The sequence below is a fragment of the Qipengyuania profundimaris genome (assembly GCF_030717945.1).
Lineage (GTDB): Bacteria > Pseudomonadota > Alphaproteobacteria > Sphingomonadales > Sphingomonadaceae > Qipengyuania > Qipengyuania profundimaris.
The window spans coordinates 1297547-1315483 of sequence record NZ_JAVAIM010000001.1; the positions used below are offsets into that span (position 1 = coordinate 1297547).

A 17937-nucleotide genomic window follows, 5' to 3' on the forward strand; every position below is an offset into this window, starting at 1 on the left:
TTAATTCAGGGGGCCCGTCTCCCTCTTGTCGTTTCTCCCTCTCAGTCTGGCGAAATATCCTTTCGCCGCCACGCAACTGTCACGCGTCCGGCCTAGGAGCCCGGAGCGTGGATATGGGGAGAATACCGATGTTCCATGTTACCGAGAGGCTGCTGTTGCGGCCCGCCTGGCCCGAAGATGCAGAAGCGCTGTTCGGCGGAATCGCCGACGAGGGCGTCGTCCGCAACCTGGCGCGCGCACCTTGGCCCTATCTCCCCGAACACGCCCGCCAGTTCGTCATGCGCGAACAGGATAGCAAAGTGCCGAGCTTCCTGCTGACGTTGCCCGGTAGTCACGGTTCGACGATTATCGGTGGTGCGGGACTTGGCGAGACGAAGAGCGGCGTCGAGCTCGGCTATTGGATCGCGCGGCCTTATTGGGGCCAGGGCTTCGCCACCGAAGCGGCTCGCGGCGTGATCGAAGTGGCGAAGTCGCTCGGCTACGAGCGGCTGGAAGCAGGACATTTCACCGAGAATCCCGCGTCCGGCCGGGTGCTTCGCAAGATCGGTTTCCGCCCTACCGGCAAGGTGGCGCCGCGGCACAGCTGCGGACGCGGAGAAGAAGCTGATTGCATAATGTACCGCCTCGACCTGTCCGAAGATAAGGTCGCTGCGCCGAAAGCAGCCTGAGGCAAACGAAAGGCCCCGCAATTGCTTGCGGGGCCTTTCCTGTTTCGCTTCGTGAGGCTTATTCGGCAGGCATCAGCGCCGCTTCGAATTCGCCCTCGTACTTGCCGATCAGGTGGCGATCGTCGTGATCCCACGGGTGGAACCCCGGCTTGAAGTAGCTCAGCCACGCGGGGAAGATGCGGCGAACGACGCCCGGCTTCACGGTGAGATACTTGAAGAGACCCCACTTGGCCTTCCAGCCGGTGATGCCGTCCTGCGCCAGCAGTTCCAGCGTGTCGGTCCAGCGGTTGCGGAAGAAGTTGAAGCTGACGATCAGCATCATCAGGCTGCGCAGCTTCCAGCGGCGGAACGGCGTCCAGTCCCGGGTGGCGTGGTTCCAGGTGTCGAAGGCGACGCCCTTGTGCTCGATCTCCTCGACCGAATGCCATTCCCACATCGCGCGCACTTCGGGATCGGCATCCTTGAAGTGCTGCGGATTGGCGAGGAATTCCTGCGCCATCATCGCGGTGTAATGCTCCAGCGCCATGGTCGCGGCGAGGTTGACGATGACCGGGCGATCCTTCGTCAGCGCGAGCATCTCGCCAACGCGCTTGTCGATCGCCTTGATGTCGTAACCGTGGTCTTCGGCAAGTCGGTTGAACGCGATGTGTTCGCGCGTGTGGTTGATTTCCTGCTTCACGAAAGCACGGATCTCTTCGGCCAGCTTCGGATCGGCACCATCGCGATGCGCCTTCACGGCTTCGATGAAGAAGGCCTCGCCACGCGGGAAGGTGGCCGACAGGGCGTTGTGCCATGCCGTACCGAACGCATCGCCCGCCCACCAACGGCGCGGCATGGTGTCGCGATTGAAACGCTCGTCGCGCACGGTGAGGGTGAGATCTTCCGGCGTCGGGGCGGAAGTACGGTTATCGGTATCGATGGTGACAGGGGCGTTCATGGGAAGGCTCCAAGGTTAACTGACATCAATGTAAGTAGAGCCTGCTTACATTGATGTCAATAACGATGGGTAAACGGCTTTGCGTGCTCGCCGCTTTGGGTTAACGCTTCACCGCATGGCCACGCGCAAGAGACTTTCCCCCGAAGAATCCCGCCTCGCTGCACTCGAAGCGGCAAGGGCGTTGCTGATCGAAGCGGGCCCTCAAGCGGTAACGCTCAAGGCCGTCGCCGCGCGGATCGCGCGCACGCATGCGAACCTGCTGCATCACTTCGGCTCGGCGGCGGGACTGCAAAAGGCGCTTGCGGGGCATCTGGCCGGAACGGTGTGCGACACGATCATCGATGCGGTGCGCGCCAGCCGAGCGGGGCTAGGATCTCCGCGCGAAGTGGTCGATCTTGCCTTCGATGCTTTCGACAAGGAAGGGGCGGGGGCGCTTGCCAGCTGGATGATCCTCACCGGCAACGAGGATGCGCTGACGCCCATCGTCGAGACGATCCACAACCTCGTCGACGAGATCGCGCCGGAGGAGGCCGAGCACGGCGGTGACCCGATGCAGGTTCATGAAGAAACACTGGCGCTGGTCCTGATGGCGATGGGCGATGCGCTGATCGGCAGTGCGCTTTCGCGCTCGCTCGGCTTGCCGGAGACCGCCGCGCGCGACCGGGCGGAGCGGATGCTGGTCAATTCGATCGGGGCGCTCAATCTGCCGGAGTAAGCCCCGGCTTCATCCATTCCGGCGCGCGATCTGTGTCGATCGCTTCGAGCCGCAGGTGATCGATGGCAAGGTCGAGGTCTTCATGGGCCATTTTGCGCCGCTTTTCCTCCGATGACTCCAGGGGCACCACGACCAGGCGGCGATTGACCTTGCTGCGCCAATTCATCCGGGCAGTGTTTTCCTGCCCGACATAGCAGCCCTTGTTGAAACTCACTCCGTGCAGCTCCACCGCATTGGTCTCGAGCCAGAGGATGTCGCCCAGTTCCGCGCGTCCTTCGGGAACACCAAGCGACAGCCGGTGCGCGCGCCACGCGTCGTCGGCTGCTTCGTCGTCATCGTCGACAGGCGAAAGCCAGCGCTGGCCGAGCGCACCAAGCCGGGGATCGGCCGCTCCGCCGTCGCCCATCTCGCGCTGCCAATGCACACCGACCGCAGGATCGACTTCGATGTCGATCGCACGGCGCAGGCGGTAGAGCGACAGGCGTTTCGCAAGCTCCTCCGCCGCATCGTCCTCGCAATCGATCAGCAGTTCGCCTTTCGAGCCCGGCCAGACGAGGAAATCGAACATCGTCTTGCCCTGCGGCGTCAGCAAGCCCGCATAAACCGGCAGCCGGCCTGCCACATCGTTGGTGACTAGGCCTTGCAGGAAGCCGACCACATCCTCTTCGGCATTGCGGGGCGAAAGGCGGATCACTGCCCGCTCGAACAATCGTGTCGCAGTCATGGGTGACAGATAGGACGCGACCGCCCATAGGCAAAGCCATGTTCAGCGACATCGAGCAATTGGTCTTCTCCGGTGGTGGCATCCGTTGCTTCTGGCATGGCGGTTTCCTGTCCGGATTGGGCGACAAGGCGGCGCTCGCCCCGCAACGGGTGAGTGGCGCGTCGGGCGGCGCACTGAGCGCCGCTGCGTGGATCGGCGGGCGCGAGCAGGATCTCAAGATGCTGATGAGCGAGGCGTTCCGCATAAACGATGCGAATTACGACCGCAGGCGCAGCAATTTCACGCCGCACCAGGAAATCTACCGCGCCGTGGTCGAAACCACATTGGACGATGCCGCGATCGAGGCAATCGCCGAAGGGCCCGAATACGAAGTTTCGCTGTCATGCCCGCCCAAACATGTCTCGGCCCGCATGAGCGCGGTTTTCTATGGAATCCTCTACAAACTCGATCAGGCTATCCGCTCGACCCCGCACCTGATCTTGCCGCGCCGGGCGGGACTGGGCGAACTGTGTGTCGATGCGCGCCAGGCCGCGCGCGACGGCAAACTCGTCGATCTGATCTGCGCCGCTGCGACCATCCCGCCCGTCTTCGATGTGCCGGAATGGGAGGGAGACCGGGTGCTCGACGGCGGCATGCTCGACAAGGCGCCTTTGCCGCAAGACGATCACGGGAAAACGCTCGTGCTGCTCACCAGCATCTACGACAATCTCCCCCAGACCGATCGCTGCACCTACATCCAGCCGACCCGCGAGGTCGCGGCGGACAAGATCGATTTTTCCGACGCGAGCAAGGTGACCCGCACCTGGGAGCAGGGCGAAGCGGACGCGCGGCAATGGCTGGCAGACCGCGGGCAGTGCGGCTAAGGCGCGCTCAATGACCCAGACGCTTACTATCCGCCGGCCTGACGACTGGCACCTGCATTTCCGCGACGGCGAAACGATGCGCGCCGTGGTGCCGCACACCGCGCGGCAGTTCGCGCGCGCCATTGTCATGCCGAACCTGTCGCCGCCGGTGACCACCAGCGCCCTCGCCGCTGCCTATCGCGAGCGAATCGTGGAAGCCGTGCCGGAAGGCGTAGAGTTCACGCCGCTGATGACGGCCTATTTGACCGACGAGAGCAATGCGGGCGATCTTGCGGCTGGCTTCGCCGATGGCATGCTTACCGCTGCCAAGCTTTACCCGGCGGGCGCTACGACGAACTCCGCGCATGGCGTTAACGATGTCGCCAACATCAGCGGCGTGCTGGAGCGCATGGCCGAGATCGGCATGCCGCTGTGCGTCCATGGCGAGGTCACCCATGCAGAGATCGACATCTTCGACCGCGAAGCCGTGTTCATCGAGCGCGTGCTCGAGCCGCTGGTCGCACGCCTGCCCGAACTCAAGGTGATCTTCGAACACATCACTACGAGGCAGGCGGTCGAGTTCGTCGATGCGTCGGGCCCGAATATCGCGGCGACGATCACGCCGCAGCACCTGCATATCAATCGTAACGACATCCTCGTCGGCGGGATCAGGCCGCACATGTATTGCCTGCCCGTCGCCAAGCGCGAGGAGCACCGGTTGGCCTTGCGCAAGGCCGCGACCGGCGGTTCTGCAAAGTATTTCCTCGGCACTGACAGCGCGCCGCATCATCGCCAAGATAAGGAGAGCGATTGCGGCTGCGCGGGCATTTTCAACGCGCCACACGCGCTTGAGAGCTACGTTACGGTGTTCGACGAGGAGGGCCAGCTCGACCGCTTCGAGGCTTTCGCATCGGAAAACGGACCGCGCTTCTACGGCCTGCCGCTCAACGAAGGCACCGTGACGCTCGAGAAGATCGCACAGGAAGTTCCGGCATCGGTCGCTGGCGGTGCGGCGGAGATTGTACCCTTTCATGCCGGCGAAACGCTCAGTTGGCGGCTGGCCTCCTAGAGCGCGACCACAAGTCCCAGACGAAGATCGCCGCCGCTGCCCAGATGCAGGCGAAGCAGGCCGCCTGCGCGAAGTTCAGCTCTTCGCCGAAGACCGTGAGCCCCAAAATGAAGACGATGCTCGGCGCAAGGAACTGGATGAAGCCGAGCGTCGAATAGGGCAACTTGCGTGCGGCGATGGCGAACAGCAGCAGCGGGAATGCCGTCAGAGCGCCGCCCAGCATGATCGCGAGGCTGAGGCCGATGTCCTGCACGAATGACGAACCCGCCGGGCTCTGCGCGTAATACCATGCGACGCCTAGGGCCGGGAGGAGCAGGATCGCCGATTCGATGGTAAGGCCCGGCAGCGAGCCGACCGGCACTTGCTTGCGGATGAGGCCGTAGGTTCCGAAGCTCATGGCCAACGTCAGGCTGATCCAGAGGGTTGTCAGCGCTCCTCCCAATAACAGCGAAACGCCGATCCCGGCGATTGCCACTGCAACCCACTGCGGGCGCGACAGACGCTCGCCGAGCAACAGCGTGCCTAGCAGCACGTTGACGAGCGGGTTGATGTAATAGCCAAGGCTGGCAGCGTAGACCTGCCCGTTCTGAATCGCCCAGACATAGACCACCCAGTTGATCGCGATCAGAGTCGCGCTCAGCAGAAGCAGGGCGAGGGTCTTGCGATCCGCCAAGGCCCGGCGGACTTCGCTGCCCTGTTTCCGATAGGCGACGATCAGCAGGCAAAGCGGCAATGTCCAGATGATCCGCCAGCCGACGAATTCGAACGGCGGCATGCTGCTGACGAGAATCAGGTAAAGCGGCAGGAATCCCCAGATGACATAGGCGCCAACTGCCGCCCCGAGGCCGGTCCTGTCTGTTTGTGAAGCGGCCTGCGTCATCCTGCAGCGGCGCTAGGCGCGCAAAAACCGCGCTGCAAGCTTCATCTCGCCGACGCCAAATAGTCGGTTCGTCGCAAATTTGCTTTCTGACGGCGCGGTTGCATTCGGTTCAGGTTGGCGGGCCTAAAGCTGAACATCACAGGGCCAATACAAGATCGCAAAAGGGACGAATACGATGGCAAATATGTTTAAGCTTCCAGCACTGGCCATGGCCGCAGCGGGCCTCATACTGGCCGTGCCCGCATCCGCCGCACCGGCCGCCAATGCTGCTCCGGCGGCGCACGCCTCCGTCTATTACGATGGACCTGCTTCCACGGTTTACGAGCACGGCAAGAAGAAGCGCAAGCATTGGAAGCGCTATCGCGATCGCGCCCATTACAGCGACCGCGGCTATTACAACGATCGCCGCGACTATCGTGACTACCGCCAGTCGCGTCCCTATTACATGGGCTACGACCGCAACTATGGCGAGCCGGTCCGCCGCGACACACGCATCTGGCGCGGTCGTGACGGGCGGTATTACTGTCGCCGCGACAATGGCACCACCGGCCTTCTGGTCGGCGCGGGGGTCGGCGCGCTGATCGGCCATGAAGTCGCCGGTCGTGGCGACCGCACTCTCGGCGCGATCCTTGGCGGTGCTGCCGGGGCGCTGCTCGGCCGGACCATCGATCGCTCCAGCACACGCTGCGGCTAATCCGAAACACCAGCTTTCGTCCGTGCCCACCCACGGGCGGAGGGCGGCACCCTAGATAACAATCACGGGCCGCCAAGGGCGTCTCTTCTTTCCCATCGGAGAGAGGAGGCGCCCTTATCGTTTTGACTTAAGCTTTTCGCAGGCTAGGTGTCCCGCTATGATGCAGCGCGCTGCAAGCGGCTGGAAACCGACGGTCCCAGACAGCAGAAGCCGACACCTGTCTGCCGGAGGTCCCTGATGAAATTCCGTCCCTTAGCTGCGCTCGCCCCTGTCGTCCTGCTGGCTGCCTGTGGCGGTAATGCGGATGACGCGCAGGATGCCGATGCGGTCGATCCGGCGAGCGAACAGGCGCTCAACGATGGCTTGATGAGCGATCCCGACCTGGCCGGTCAGAACGAGGCCAATGCGGCCTTGTCGGGCACGGGCAGCCAGGCGATCCCCGAAATCGACAAGAGCCCGCGCGCCGTCGAAGCCGCGCGCAACCGCGCTGCGCAGATGGTCGGCGGATCGTCCAATCTGAAGGCCGCTCCTGCTGCCAAGCAGCTGGCGGCCAATGCGCCCGATACGGCGGCGATGGTGGCCGCAGCGCGCGCTGCGGTAAAGCCGGACGGCCCGAATTGCGCTGCGAGCGCCGAATACGGCTCCGCCTGGGCCGCCAAGCTCCCGACTGCTTTCCCCGTCTATCCGCGCGGCAATACGCAAGAAGCCGCCGGGACGGACGAGGGCGACTGTGCGTTGAGAATCGTCTCCTTCTACACGCCGGTCGCCCTCGACGACGTTCTATCCTTCTACAGCACGCGCGCCCGCGATGCCGGCTTCAATGTCGAGCACACGGTGAAGGACGGGGACAATATTCTCAGCGGCACTAAGGGCCAGTCGGCATATGTCATCTATGGCCGCCGCCTCGATCAGGGCGTGACCCAGATCGATCTCGTCACGAGCAACTGACGCGTCCGCCCCGCCGGGCAGCCGTCAGGACTTGAGACCGATGCCGATGGTGGCGCGCGGCTGCTCCATCTCGGTGCTCGCCACCGGATAGGCGCAGTAATCCGCTGCGTAGAACGCCGCCGGACGATGGTTGCCCGACAGGCCGATCCCACCGAAAGGCGCGGCCGACGAAGCTCCATTGGTAGGCCGGTTCCAGTTGACGATACCGGCGCGGATTTCGCTCCAGAACTGCTCGAAATCGCTCGGACTTCCTCCGATAAGCGAGGCGGACAGGCCGTAACGAGTATTGTTCGCCTCGGCGATAGCGGCATCGAGATCGGCCACGCGGATCACCTGCAGCAACGGGCCGAACAGCTCGATATCGGGTCGCTCGGCGATATCGGTCGCATCGAGGATCGACGGCGACAGGAAGGGCAGGCTCTCGTCCTTGCGCTTCATGTGCACGATCGGCTTCCCGCCGCGCGACATCAGCGCGACGAAGCTTTCGGATAGAAGATCTGCCGTCTGGTTGTCGATCACACACCCCATGAAGGGCTGCGGATCGGCGAAGGGTTCGTCGACGATAAGCCGCTCGGTCAGCGCCTTCACTTCCGCGACGAGCTGATCGAACATCGAATCGACCACGATCAGACGGCGCGCGGCGGTGCAGCGCTGGCCTGCAGTCGTGAAGGCCGACTGGATGATCGTCGCGGCGGCATCGGCCAGCTTGGGCGTGTCGGTGACGACGATGGGGTTGTTGCCGCCCATCTCCAGCGCGACGATCTTGCCGGGGTTCGAGGCGAGCTTGCGATTGATCGCAATCCCGGCGCGCGCCGATCCGGTGAAGAGTACGCCGTCGACATCGGCATGCTCGACCAGCGCCTTGCCCGCATCCGGGCCGCCGTGGATGCACTGCACCACGCCTTCGGCAATGCCGGCTTCGTGGAAGCACCGGGTCAGGAATTCGCCAACTGCGGGCACTTTCTCGCTCGGCTTGAAGATCACGGCATTGCCCGCGATCAGCGCGGGGACGATATGGCCGTTCGGCAAATGCGCGGGGAAGTTGTACGGCCCGAGCACGACCATCAGGCCGTGCGGTTTATGGCGCAGCGCGGCGGTGCCCTGCAGCGCGCTGTCGAGCTTCTTCTGCCCGGTGCGTTCGGCATAGGCGGTGACGGAGATATCGACCTTGCCGATAACGGCCTGGACTTCCGTGCGGGCTTCCCATAGCGGCTTGCCGGTTTCGCGCGCGATCAGTTCGGCGAAGGGTTCGGCATGCTTGCGCACGGCGTTGGCGAAGCGGCGGAGCAATTCGACGCGCTGGCCCAGCGGTATCCGCGCCCAGTCGCGCATCGCCTCCCGCCCGCGGGCGATCGTCTGCTCGACATCGCCCGCCGTGCCGCGCCAGATTTCCGCGCCGGTGGCAGGTTCGGTAGAAACCAGTTCCATATCAGACAATCGAGACCTTCCCGCGACCTTCTTCGTTCGTGTGCGCGCCTATGAGATAGCGGCGTGAGTGCGTCAAATGGCAAATGGCGACTACATCACACATGGCCAGCCGGCGCCGGTGCCGGGCCGTGTGCCTCGCCCATGCGCCGTAAGACCGCGACCTTGTCGGCCAGCGGTTGCCAGTCGTCGTTTTCGGCAATCGCCGACCAGATGCTCTCGACCTCGTCGATGAGCATGGACTGCGGCGCTCCGTCGCTCCAGTAGGGGTGATTACTCGGTAGAGGGCGATAGTCTGCCATCGCGTCAGCCAGCGCACCCTCCGCCTCTCGTTTGCCCTGATGCCGGAAGAAGAACTCGTCCGGCTGGGTCCCGCTTTCGCGCAATTGCGCTTCGCTCGCCGCAACCAGCGCCGCGTCCGCCTCCGCGCCGCGACTTTCGAGGCCGAGGCGCCAGCACCACCGCCGCCCGATGGCTTCCATGTAGAGTGGCCCGAAGCGATCCATCGCGGCGATCAGCGGAGGTGCGTCTGTCAGGACGCGCAGGGTAATGGCGAACTGGCCGCAATTCCAGTGCAGCGCTTCCGGCTGGCGGCCGAAGGCGTAGAGCCCCTGATGATCGAAATAGGCCGCGGTGAACGCCGGGTCCCATTTCGGCAGGAACCGCCAGGGTCCGTAATCGAAGCTCTCGCCCGAGATGTTCATGTTGTCGGTATTGAGCACGCCATGGACGAAGCCTGCGACCATGTAGCTGGCAGCGAGATCGGCCAGCCGCTCGACCACGAGGTGCATCAGCTTCACCGCAGGTTCGTCGCGTCCGGGTGCATCCTCCGGCGGCGGCGGGCCGGGAAACTGTTCGAGGCAGTAGTCGACAAGCTGCGCCATATGCTCGCGCTCTTCCAGCGCGAGAAGCCGCTGGAAAGTGCCGATGCGGATGTGTCCATGGCTCAGCCGCGTCATCACGGCAGAGCGCGTGGGGGAAGGCTCGTCGCCGCGCCACAGCGATTCGCCCGTCTCGACCACGCTGAAGGTTTTGGAGGTGTAGACGCCCAGCGCCTCCAGCATCTCGGTCGCCAGGATTTCGCGCACCGCACCCTTCAGGGTCAGGCGGCCGTCACCGTCGCGGCTCCACGGCGTCTGGCCCGATCCCTTGGTGCCGAAGTCGAGCAGGCGGTCCGCTCCATCGCGCAGCTGCGCGAACAGGAAGCCGCGTCCGTCGCCGATCTCGGGATTGTACACGCGGAACTGGTGGCCGTGATAGCGTAGAGCCAGCGGCTGCGGCAGGTTGTCGGGCAGCGCCTCGAAGCGACCGAAATGGCGGAGCCAGTCCTCGTCCGAGAGATTGTCCAGCCCCACCGTCGCTGCGTGGCGATCGTTGCGGAAGCGCAATGTCGTCTCGGGAAAGTCGCCCGGCGCGACCGGGTCGCCGATCCATTCGGCGAGGGCGGCGATCGGCGTGTCGGGGCGATAGCTCGCAGCTTGCGGTTCGTCGCGCATGCAGCGATAGTGGGGACGAAGCCCGCCCGCAGCAAGGGCGACACCGAAATCGGCACGGGACACACTCCTTCGACCATGGACACGAGCTACACCGACCGCAGTTGGCAGAGCGCCGACGGCCTCACCCTGCATTTCCGCGACTATGGCGAGGCGAACGACCGACCACCGGTGATATGCCTGCACGGCTTGACCCGCAACGCTCGTGATTTCGAGGATCTGGCGGCGCATATCGCAGCGCAGGGCTGGCGCGTGATCGTGCCCGACATGCGCGGGCGCGGCGATAGCGAATATGCCAGCGACACGGCGAGCTATGCCGTGCCGACCTATGTCGGCGATGTGATCGCGCTGCTGGAGCAGGAGGGGATCGAGCGTTTCGTTTCCGTCGGCACGTCGATGGGCGGGCTCATCACGATGGTCCTCGCCACCGTGCGGCCCGATGCGCTGGCGGGGGTCGTGCTCAATGATATCGGACCGGCGCTGGAGGTGGCGGGACTGGACGCGATCAAGGGCTATGTCGGGCAGGGGCGTAGCTTCCCGACCTGGATGCACGCCGCCCGCGCGCTGGAAGAGGTGCAGGGCGCGAACTTCCCGCGCTTCGAAATGCAGGACTGGATCCGTATGGCCAAGCGCGGGATGGCGCTGGCCAGCAGCGGGCGCATCGTGTTCGATTACGACATGAAGATCGCCGAGCCGATCCTTGCGGCGGACGAAGCCGCCGTTCCGCCCGATCTGTGGCCTGCTTTCGAGGCGCTCGGCGGACGTCCTGTGCTGCTGCTGCGCGGCGAAGTATCGCCCCTCCTGTCGACGGAAAGCTTCGCCGAGATGCGGAAGCGGCTTCCCGAGGCCACTGCCGTCACCATTCCGCAGATCGGCCACGCGCCAACATTGGACGAGGCGGAGGCACGCGCGGCCATCGATACGCTCCTCGGGCGCGTGGCATGAGCGCCGGTCGCCCGCGCATCCTGCACCTGCACTCCACCTTCGCCGCCGGGGGCAAGGAACGGCGCAGCGTGCAACTGATCAACGCCTTCGGTGCCAAGGCGAAGCACACCATCGTCTCCGCAGAGCCCGACCGGCTGGGCGCCGCCGACGGCATCGCGAAAAGCATCGACGTTATGGTGCAGCCCGAATTCCCCAGCCTCAAGGGCCTGCCGCTCCCCGGTCGCCTCCAGCGGCTCGCCAAGGCGATGAAGCCCTACGATCTCATCCTCACCTATAATTGGGGCGCGATGGATGCGGTGATGGCGCATACGCTGTTCAAGGACGTCCACGGCCTTCCGCCGCTTATCCATCACGAAGACGGATTCGACGAAAGCGAGCTTCACCGCCTGAAGAAGCGGCGCACCTGGTACCGGCGGGTCGCGCTTGGGCGGTCTTCCGGGCTCGTCGTTCCGTCCGAACGGCTCGAGGAAATCGCGCTGGTCGATTGGCAGCAGCCGCTCGGCCGGGTGAAGCGCATCCCCAACGGGATCGACACCAAGGCCTTCGGCATGCGGCCGAAGAAAGACGCGCTGCGGCTGATCAAGCGCCCGGGCGAGCACTGGGTCGGCACGCTGGCGGGCCTGCGCACGATCAAGAACCTGCCCCGGCTGGTTCGCGCCTTCGCGCCGCTGCCGGACGAATGGCAGCTGGTCATCGTCGGCGAGGGCGAGGCCCGCGACGCGATCCTTGCCGAGGTTGATCGCCTCAAGATTAATCACCGCGTCCACCTGCCCGGTTCGGTCGCCGATCCGGCGCGGGTCATCGGCCTGTTCGACATTTTTGCCCTATCGAGCGATTCCGAGCAGTTTCCGCTCTCGGTCGTCGAGGCCATGGCTGCGGGCTTGCCGATCGTCGCCCCGGCGGTGGGCGATATCGCCGGGATGGTGGCCGAAGCAAACGAACCGTACATCACCTCCCCCGGCAGCGAGGGCGGCCTTCAGGATGTCGTGGCCGCGCTGGCGCAGTCGAAGGACCTGCGGCGCCAGGTCGGCGAGGCCAATCGCGCAAAGGCCGTGGCCGAGTTCGACGAAGCGAAAATGGTGGCGACTTATCGGCGCCTCTTTTCGAGCGCGATGGGGCGGGAGCTGTAGCCGAACCGGCGTGCGCTTTCATCGTCCGTTCACCCGGACGGGGACAGGCTTCGACGACCATTGCCCTTGGCGGGCGCACTGCCTAAAGACGCGCAAACATTTTTCGACAAGACAAAGCGGAGCCCGCCACACGTGGCCCTCACACCCAAGAAAGAACTCAGCCGCGAGGAAAAACTCGCGAAACGTGACGCCGCCGAGCAGGAAGCCCTGCTGCGGGAGGTCGATGACGCGGTGCGCCAAGGCGATACCGAGGAATTCTTCACGAAATACGGCAAGCCTTTGCTCGCCGTGCTCATCCTCGGCCTGGTCGGTTTCGGCGGCTATTTGTTCTGGGACAGCCGCCAGGAACAGGCGATGGAGGCTGATTCCGAAGTTCTCGTGGGCGCGCTCGACCAGGTCGAAGCGGGCAATCTGCAGACCGGATACGACCAGCTCGAGGCGCTGGCCGGTGAAGACAGGGGCGGGGCCTCCGCCGTTGCAGGACTCATGCGCGCCGGGATCGCTGCCGAGCAGGACAGGCCCGATGAAGCCGCGCGCCTCTTCGCCGCCGTCGCCGCGAATGAAAGCGCACCACAGGCGCTGCGCGACCTCGCGAAGCTGCGCGAAGTCGCCACGCGGTACGACAGCCTGTCGAGCGGCGAGGTGATTACCCAGCTGAAACCGCTTGCCGTTCCCGGAAATCCTTTCTTCGCCAGCGCCGGCGAACTCGTCGCCCATGCCTACATGGACCAGGGCAAGGAAGCCGAGGCGGGCGCGCTGTTCGCGCAGATCGCTAAGGCAGACGATGCGCCCGAAGGACTACGCTCGCGCGCACGGCAGATGGCCGGCGTGCTCGGCGTCGATGCGATCGAGGACGTGGACGCTCTGCTCGAAGAACAGGGCGTGGACACTCAGGCCGCGGATGGCGAAGCCGCCGCGCAAATCCAGTAAGGGGCCCGTTCGGGCCGGAATGGAAGAACCGACTATGGATCGTAAGGGCCGGAAGCCTTCGAAAGCTAACTCACGCAGCGGTTTGGCACGCGGCGTTCTGGCCGTAGCGCTGGTCGCCAGCCTCGGCGCCTGCAGCGGCGGCCTGTTCGGCGGCGGCGATGAGAAGGCGACTCCGACGATCGGCAATCGCGAACCGATCCTCTCGCGCATCGAAGCCGGTGCCGAAGTCGATCCTGCGCTGGCCGGTGTTGCGGTGGTTCTCCCTCCCGCGCAGGCGAATGACAGCTGGGCGCAGGCCGGGGGCACGGCCAGCAAGTCCTATGGCCATCTCGCGCTCTCCGCCACGCCGACGCGGGCGTTTACCGCCGAGGTCGCGGGCGGCTCCAACCGCGAGCGTCTGGGCGCTGCGCCGGTCGTGGGCGGCGGTATGCTGTTCGCGGTCGGTAGTGACGGCGAACTCGATGCTTTCGACGCGCAAACCGGTGCCAAGCGCTGGGCATTTGCCCCCAACTTGACTGGTGACACGCGCGCTTCCGCGTTTGGCGGCGGCGCGAGCTATGCCGATGGCAAGGTCTACATGACCACCGGTGCGGGCGACGTCATCGCCCTCGATGCAAACACCGGCGCGCAGCTGTGGCAGGTCAAGCCCGCCGGTCCATTGCGCGGTTCGCCCACCATCGCCTTCGGTTCGCTGTTCGTGATGACGCAGGACAACCAGATCTATGCGCTCGACCTGAACGACGGCGCGGTCCAGTGGCAGCAATCCGGTTCGGCGACCCAGGCCGGCGTTTTCGGCGTGGCGGCGCCTGCTGCAGGGCAGGGTACGGTTATCGCCGGCTACAGTTCGGGCGAGCTCATCGCCCACCGCTACGAAAACGGCCGCACGCTGTGGGCCGATGCGCTGGCGCGCACCTCGATCTCGACCTCGGTCAGTTCGCTGACCGATATCGACGCCGATCCGATCATCGACAATGGCCGCGTCTACGCGCTGGGCCAGGGCGGCCGCATGGCAGCTTACGAGCTGGTCACCGGGCAGCGCATCTGGGAACTCAGCCTCGCAGGGATTTCCACGCCGGCTATCGCCGGCGAGTGGATTTTCACCCTTACCGACGATGCCCGTCTGCTGGCCATTGCGCGCAGCACCGGCAAAGTCCGCTGGATCACGCAGCTGGCGCAGTATCGCGATCAGGAGGACAAGAAAGGTCCGATCTTCTGGACCGGTCCTGTCCTCGCCGGGAACAACCTCTGGGTCGCCAGCAGTGAAGGCGAGATCTATCGCGTCAGCACGGGCGAGGGTTCCGCCAGCCTGTTCTACGACCTCGACGAACCGGTCAGCCTGGCTCCGGTGGTGGCTAATAACACGCTCTACATCCTCGACGACAGCGGCACGGTTACCGCCTTCCGCTAGGCTTTGCGCTATTCTCTGCCGGGTGTTAACCATTCGGGTGTAGGACGGCGGGGAAATGGATACGCGTGAATCGATCCCGGTGACGCGGCCGAAGAGCGATGTCTCTGCGGCTGTCGGGCTGGTCGGCCTGGCCGGGCTGTTCGGCTGGGTCCTGTTCGCGCGCGCCTATCCCGCGATTGCCACCAGCCTCGACCTGCCCGGCCCGCGCGAGGTCATGTCCGGTCCGCACGCAGCATTGGTCGGCCTGCTCGCCGCGGCGCTGCCGATGGCGCTGTGGTCGGTAGTGGTGGAGAAGGTGCATCGTCGCCCCAGCACCGGGCTCGACTGGTCGCTCGGCCGCACGCGACAGCCCGATCGTGCGGACACGCTGATCAAGCTCATCGGCCTGTGGGCGACCTGGGCGATCATCGCTGCGCTCTACTGCCTGTGCCGCTGGTACTGGAGCGGGAATTACCTCTTCTCGATGCGGGTGCTGGGTTATGCGGCGATTCCGCTCATGGTGCTGTCGGTCCCCTATGTGTTCTGGATCGATCGCTACATGGTGAACCCGCGCGACCATGCCTGGCACTTCGGGGCACTGCTCGTTCGCAAGGCCGGGTGGCAGGTCGATGAAGTCAAGGCGCATTGGCGCAGCTGGATCATCAAGGCCTTCTTCACCGCCTTCATGATCTCCATCATCCCGTTTGCCTTCCGCAACGTGGTGGAAGCCGATTTCGGATTGCTCGCCCAGCGCCCCGAGCAATTAGCGCTGATGATTATCGAAGTCATGTTCATGGTCGACGTGATGATCGGCACGGTCGGCTATATCGTCACCATGCGCCCGCTCGACGCCCACATTCGCAGCGGCAATCCCTTCCTGGCAGGCTGGGTGGCGGCGCTGATCTGTTACCCGCCGATCGTCTGGGGCATTCTGGGCGAGGGCAAGGCGATCAATTACGAGCTCGGTACGCCGGGATGGATATTCTGGCTGGAGGGCAACGATCTCGCGCTCGCTGCATGGGGCGCGCTGCTGGTGGTGCTGACCGCGTTCTACGCCTGGGCGACCTTCGCCTTCGGCCTGCGCTTTTCGAACCTCACCTATCGCGGCGTGCTCACGAACGGGCCATACCGCTTCACGCGCCATCCGGCCTATGTGTCGAAGAACCTGTTCTGGTGGTGCGCGACGCTGCCCTTCCTGGTGCAGGACGGTTCATGGGTGGAAACCATCCGCAATTGCTTTTTCCTGCTGGTGGTCAACGCGATCTATTTCTGGCGGGCCAAGACCGAGGAAGCGCATCTGCTGCGCGAGGATGAAAAATATCGCGTGTACTACGCGTATATGGCGCAGCACGGCCTTCTGACCGCGCCGCTCACACGCCTGCAGCGATTGGTCTGGAAGCCGCGCGAAACTCTGGCACCGCAGCCCGCGGAGTAATCAGCCGAGCGGATTGCCCTCGTCGGTCTCGTAGATGCGAATATCGCGCGAGGCGGGCGGATTGTCGGCCATCACCTTCTGGAATTCCGCCATGTGAGCGGATGTGCCATGCGCATCCAGCGCCGCCTGGTCGCGCCAGCGCTCGAACAGCACCAGCGTATCGGGATCGGCCAGATCGGTGGCGAAGGCATAGTCGAGGCAGCCGTCTTCCGCACGGCTGGCGCGGACCATTTCGACGATCGCCTTGCGCGTCGCGGCATCGATCGTGCGGCCCAGCTTGATGGTGCCATTGATCTGGATCATCGCTCTTTCCCTTCGCTCAGAAACTGTATTTGTAGACGCGCTCGATATCGCCGCCCCATTCGCCATGATAGCGATCGAGCAGGACCTGCGCGGGCACCTTCCCGCTGGCGACGATCTCGTCGAGCGTTTCGAGGAACCCGGTTTCGTTGTCGCCCGACGAGTTGAGACGCGCGCGGGAGGCGAGCCCGGCGCGGGCAATGGCCAAGACCTCTTTCGCGAGATCGCGCAAGGTGCCACCGCCCGGAATCGGTGCAGCGAGCGCCTGCTTCGGCACAGCGTTGCGGAGCGCCTCGCGCTCTTCCATCGTCCAGTGCCTGACCAGATCCCATGCGCCGTCGAGTGCGCCTTGGTCATAAAGCAGGCCGACCCAGAAAGCGGGGAGGGCGCAGATCCGACTCCACGGGCCCCCGTCGGCACCGCGCATTTCGAGGAAGCTCTTCAGGCGGACTTCGGGGAAAGCGGTGGAGAGGTGGTCCCACCAGTCGCTCTCGGTCGGTTTCTCGCCGGGCAGGACTTCGAGTTCGCCCTTGAGGAAATCGCGGAAACTGTGCCCTGCCGCATCGATATATTTCCCGTCGCGGAAGACGAAATACATCGGCACGTCGAGCATGTAGTCGGCCCAGCGCTCGTAACCGAAGCCGTCCTCGAACACGAAGGGCAGCATGCCGGTGCGGTGCGGGTCGGTGTCGCTCCAGATGTGGCTGCGGTAGGACAGGTAACCGTTCGGTTTCCCTTCGGTGAAGGGCGAATTGGCGAAGAGCGCGGTCGCGAGCGGCTGGAGCGCGAGGCCGGTGCGGAATTTCTGCGCCATGTCCGCCTCGCTCGAATAATCGAGGTTCACCTGGATGGTGCAGGTGCGCAGCATCATGTCGAGGCCCAGCGTGCCGACGCGGGGCATGTGGCGCTTCATGATTTCGTAGCGACCCTTGGGCATCATCGGCAGTTCTTCGCGGGTCTTGTCGGGCCACATGCCAAGGCCGAGGAACCCGACGCCGCAATCCTCGCCGACGCGCTTCACCTGGTCGAGATGCCGCCCGGTTTCCGCGCAGGTCTGGTGCAGGTTTTCCAGCGGTGCACCCGACAGTTCGAGCTGGCCGGCTGGTTCGAGGCTGACCGTTCCGTCCTCCCCGCGCATGGCGATGACCTTGCCGCCCTCTTCCACCGGTTCCCAGCCGAACTGGCGCAGGCTCATCAGGATGTCGCGGATGCCGCCTTTTTCGTCGTAGGACGGTGCGCGGAAGTCGCTACGGTGGAAGACGAGTTTTTCGTGCTCGGTGCCGATGCGCCACTGGTCCTTGGGCTTCTCCCCGCGCTGCATCGGGGCGACCAGCTGGTCGCGGGATTCGATGACGGGATCGGCGTTGCCGGAGGTCTCGCGCGTGCTCATGGTCGGTGGCGTTAGAAAACCGAAC

Annotated in this window: 18 protein-coding genes; 11 read left to right on the forward strand and 7 right to left on the reverse strand. The window is 64.7% G+C overall.

Going from position 1 to position 17937, the window contains the following annotated elements:
* The first annotated feature begins 128 nt into the window (after positions 1-128).
* A complete protein-coding gene (locus tag Q9K02_RS06385; RefSeq protein ID WP_305932139.1) occupies positions 129-668 on the forward strand; it encodes a GNAT family N-acetyltransferase in 540 nt (179 codons plus the stop codon).
* A 58-nt stretch (positions 669-726) separates the two neighbouring features.
* Here Q9K02_RS06385 and Q9K02_RS06390 read toward each other — a convergent pair whose 3' ends face one another.
* Positions 727-1605 (reverse strand): metal-dependent hydrolase, encoded by an 879-nt coding sequence (locus Q9K02_RS06390; protein WP_305932140.1) that lies wholly within the window; start codon positions 1603-1605, stop codon positions 727-729.
* A gap of 115 nt (positions 1606-1720) precedes the next feature.
* Between Q9K02_RS06390 and Q9K02_RS06395 the strand changes: the two genes are divergently transcribed.
* Positions 1721-2320, forward strand: coding sequence for a TetR family transcriptional regulator (locus Q9K02_RS06395; RefSeq protein WP_305932141.1), 600 nt, complete (start codon positions 1721-1723; stop codon positions 2318-2320).
* Here Q9K02_RS06395 and ygfZ read toward each other — a convergent pair.
* Positions 2304-3044, reverse strand: coding sequence for a CAF17-like 4Fe-4S cluster assembly/insertion protein YgfZ (ygfZ, locus tag Q9K02_RS06400; RefSeq protein WP_305932142.1), 741 nt, complete (start codon positions 3042-3044; stop codon positions 2304-2306). The genes Q9K02_RS06395 and ygfZ overlap by 17 nt on opposite strands.
* Positions 3045-3082: 38 nt before the next feature.
* Between ygfZ and Q9K02_RS06405 the strand changes: the two genes are divergently transcribed.
* Together Q9K02_RS06405 and pyrC are read left to right on the forward strand one after the other, a co-directional pair.
* Complete coding sequence (locus Q9K02_RS06405) at positions 3083-3907, forward strand: patatin-like phospholipase family protein (protein WP_305932143.1); 825 nt, start codon at positions 3083-3085, stop codon at positions 3905-3907.
* Between the two features lie 10 nt (positions 3908-3917).
* Entirely contained in the window at positions 3918-4955 is a 1038-nt protein-coding gene (pyrC, locus tag Q9K02_RS06410; protein ID WP_305932144.1) for a dihydroorotase, read from the forward strand.
* Here pyrC and rarD read toward each other — a convergent pair.
* Entirely contained in the window at positions 4933-5835 is a 903-nt protein-coding gene (rarD, locus tag Q9K02_RS06415; RefSeq protein WP_305932145.1) for an EamA family transporter RarD, read from the reverse strand. The two genes, pyrC and rarD, sit on opposite strands and share 23 nt — an antisense overlap.
* Positions 5836-6010: 175 nt before the next feature.
* Here rarD and Q9K02_RS06420 point away from each other — a divergent pair, with 175 nt between their 5' ends.
* Both Q9K02_RS06420 and Q9K02_RS06425 read left to right on the forward strand, forming a co-directional pair.
* Positions 6011-6529, forward strand: a complete 519-nt coding sequence (locus tag Q9K02_RS06420) for a glycine zipper 2TM domain-containing protein (protein ID WP_305932146.1) — start codon at positions 6011-6013, stop codon at positions 6527-6529.
* Between the two features lie 237 nt (positions 6530-6766).
* A complete protein-coding gene (locus Q9K02_RS06425; protein ID WP_305932147.1) occupies positions 6767-7477 on the forward strand; it encodes a hypothetical protein in 711 nt (236 codons plus the stop codon).
* A gap of 24 nt (positions 7478-7501) precedes the next feature.
* Here Q9K02_RS06425 and astD read toward each other — a convergent pair whose 3' ends face one another.
* Both astD and Q9K02_RS06435 read right to left on the reverse strand, forming a co-directional pair.
* Positions 7502-8905, reverse strand: a complete 1404-nt coding sequence (gene astD / locus Q9K02_RS06430) for a succinylglutamate-semialdehyde dehydrogenase (RefSeq protein WP_305932148.1) — start codon at positions 8903-8905, stop codon at positions 7502-7504.
* 95 nt (positions 8906-9000) lie between these two features.
* Positions 9001-10398, reverse strand: coding sequence for a protein adenylyltransferase SelO family protein (locus Q9K02_RS06435; RefSeq protein WP_305932149.1), 1398 nt, complete (start codon positions 10396-10398; stop codon positions 9001-9003).
* A 9-nt stretch (positions 10399-10407) separates the two neighbouring features.
* Between Q9K02_RS06435 and Q9K02_RS06440 the strand changes: the two genes are divergently transcribed.
* The 5 genes from Q9K02_RS06440 (at position 10408) to Q9K02_RS06460 (ending at position 16222) form a co-directional block, all read left to right on the forward strand.
* Entirely contained in the window at positions 10408-11340 is a 933-nt protein-coding gene (locus tag Q9K02_RS06440) for an alpha/beta fold hydrolase (protein ID WP_340310006.1), read from the forward strand.
* A complete protein-coding gene (locus Q9K02_RS06445) occupies positions 11337-12470 on the forward strand; it encodes a glycosyltransferase (protein WP_305932150.1) in 1134 nt (377 codons plus the stop codon). Before Q9K02_RS06440 ends, Q9K02_RS06445 begins: the two co-directional genes overlap by 4 nt.
* Before the next feature lie 132 nt (positions 12471-12602).
* Positions 12603-13400 (forward strand): tetratricopeptide repeat protein, encoded by a 798-nt coding sequence (locus tag Q9K02_RS06450; RefSeq protein ID WP_305932151.1) that lies wholly within the window; start codon positions 12603-12605, stop codon positions 13398-13400.
* A gap of 34 nt (positions 13401-13434) precedes the next feature.
* Positions 13435-14808: an outer membrane protein assembly factor BamB family protein gene (locus Q9K02_RS06455; RefSeq protein WP_422785446.1), complete on the forward strand. Its 1374-nt coding sequence runs from the start codon at positions 13435-13437 to the stop codon at positions 14806-14808.
* Between the two features lie 55 nt (positions 14809-14863).
* Positions 14864-16222 (forward strand): methyltransferase family protein, encoded by a 1359-nt coding sequence (locus tag Q9K02_RS06460; protein ID WP_305932153.1) that lies wholly within the window; start codon positions 14864-14866, stop codon positions 16220-16222.
* On the opposite strand, the gene Q9K02_RS06465 is transcribed toward Q9K02_RS06460, so the two are convergent.
* Together Q9K02_RS06465 and Q9K02_RS06470 are read right to left on the reverse strand one after the other, a co-directional pair.
* Entirely contained in the window at positions 16223-16525 is a 303-nt protein-coding gene (locus Q9K02_RS06465) for a putative quinol monooxygenase (protein ID WP_305932154.1), read from the reverse strand.
* 16 nt (positions 16526-16541) lie between these two features.
* Positions 16542-17912 carry a glutamate--cysteine ligase gene (locus Q9K02_RS06470; RefSeq protein ID WP_305932155.1) on the reverse strand — a complete coding sequence of 457 codons (1371 nt, stop codon included), beginning with the start codon at positions 17910-17912 and terminating at the stop codon, positions 16542-16544.
* Positions 17913-17937: the final 25 nt, after the last annotated feature.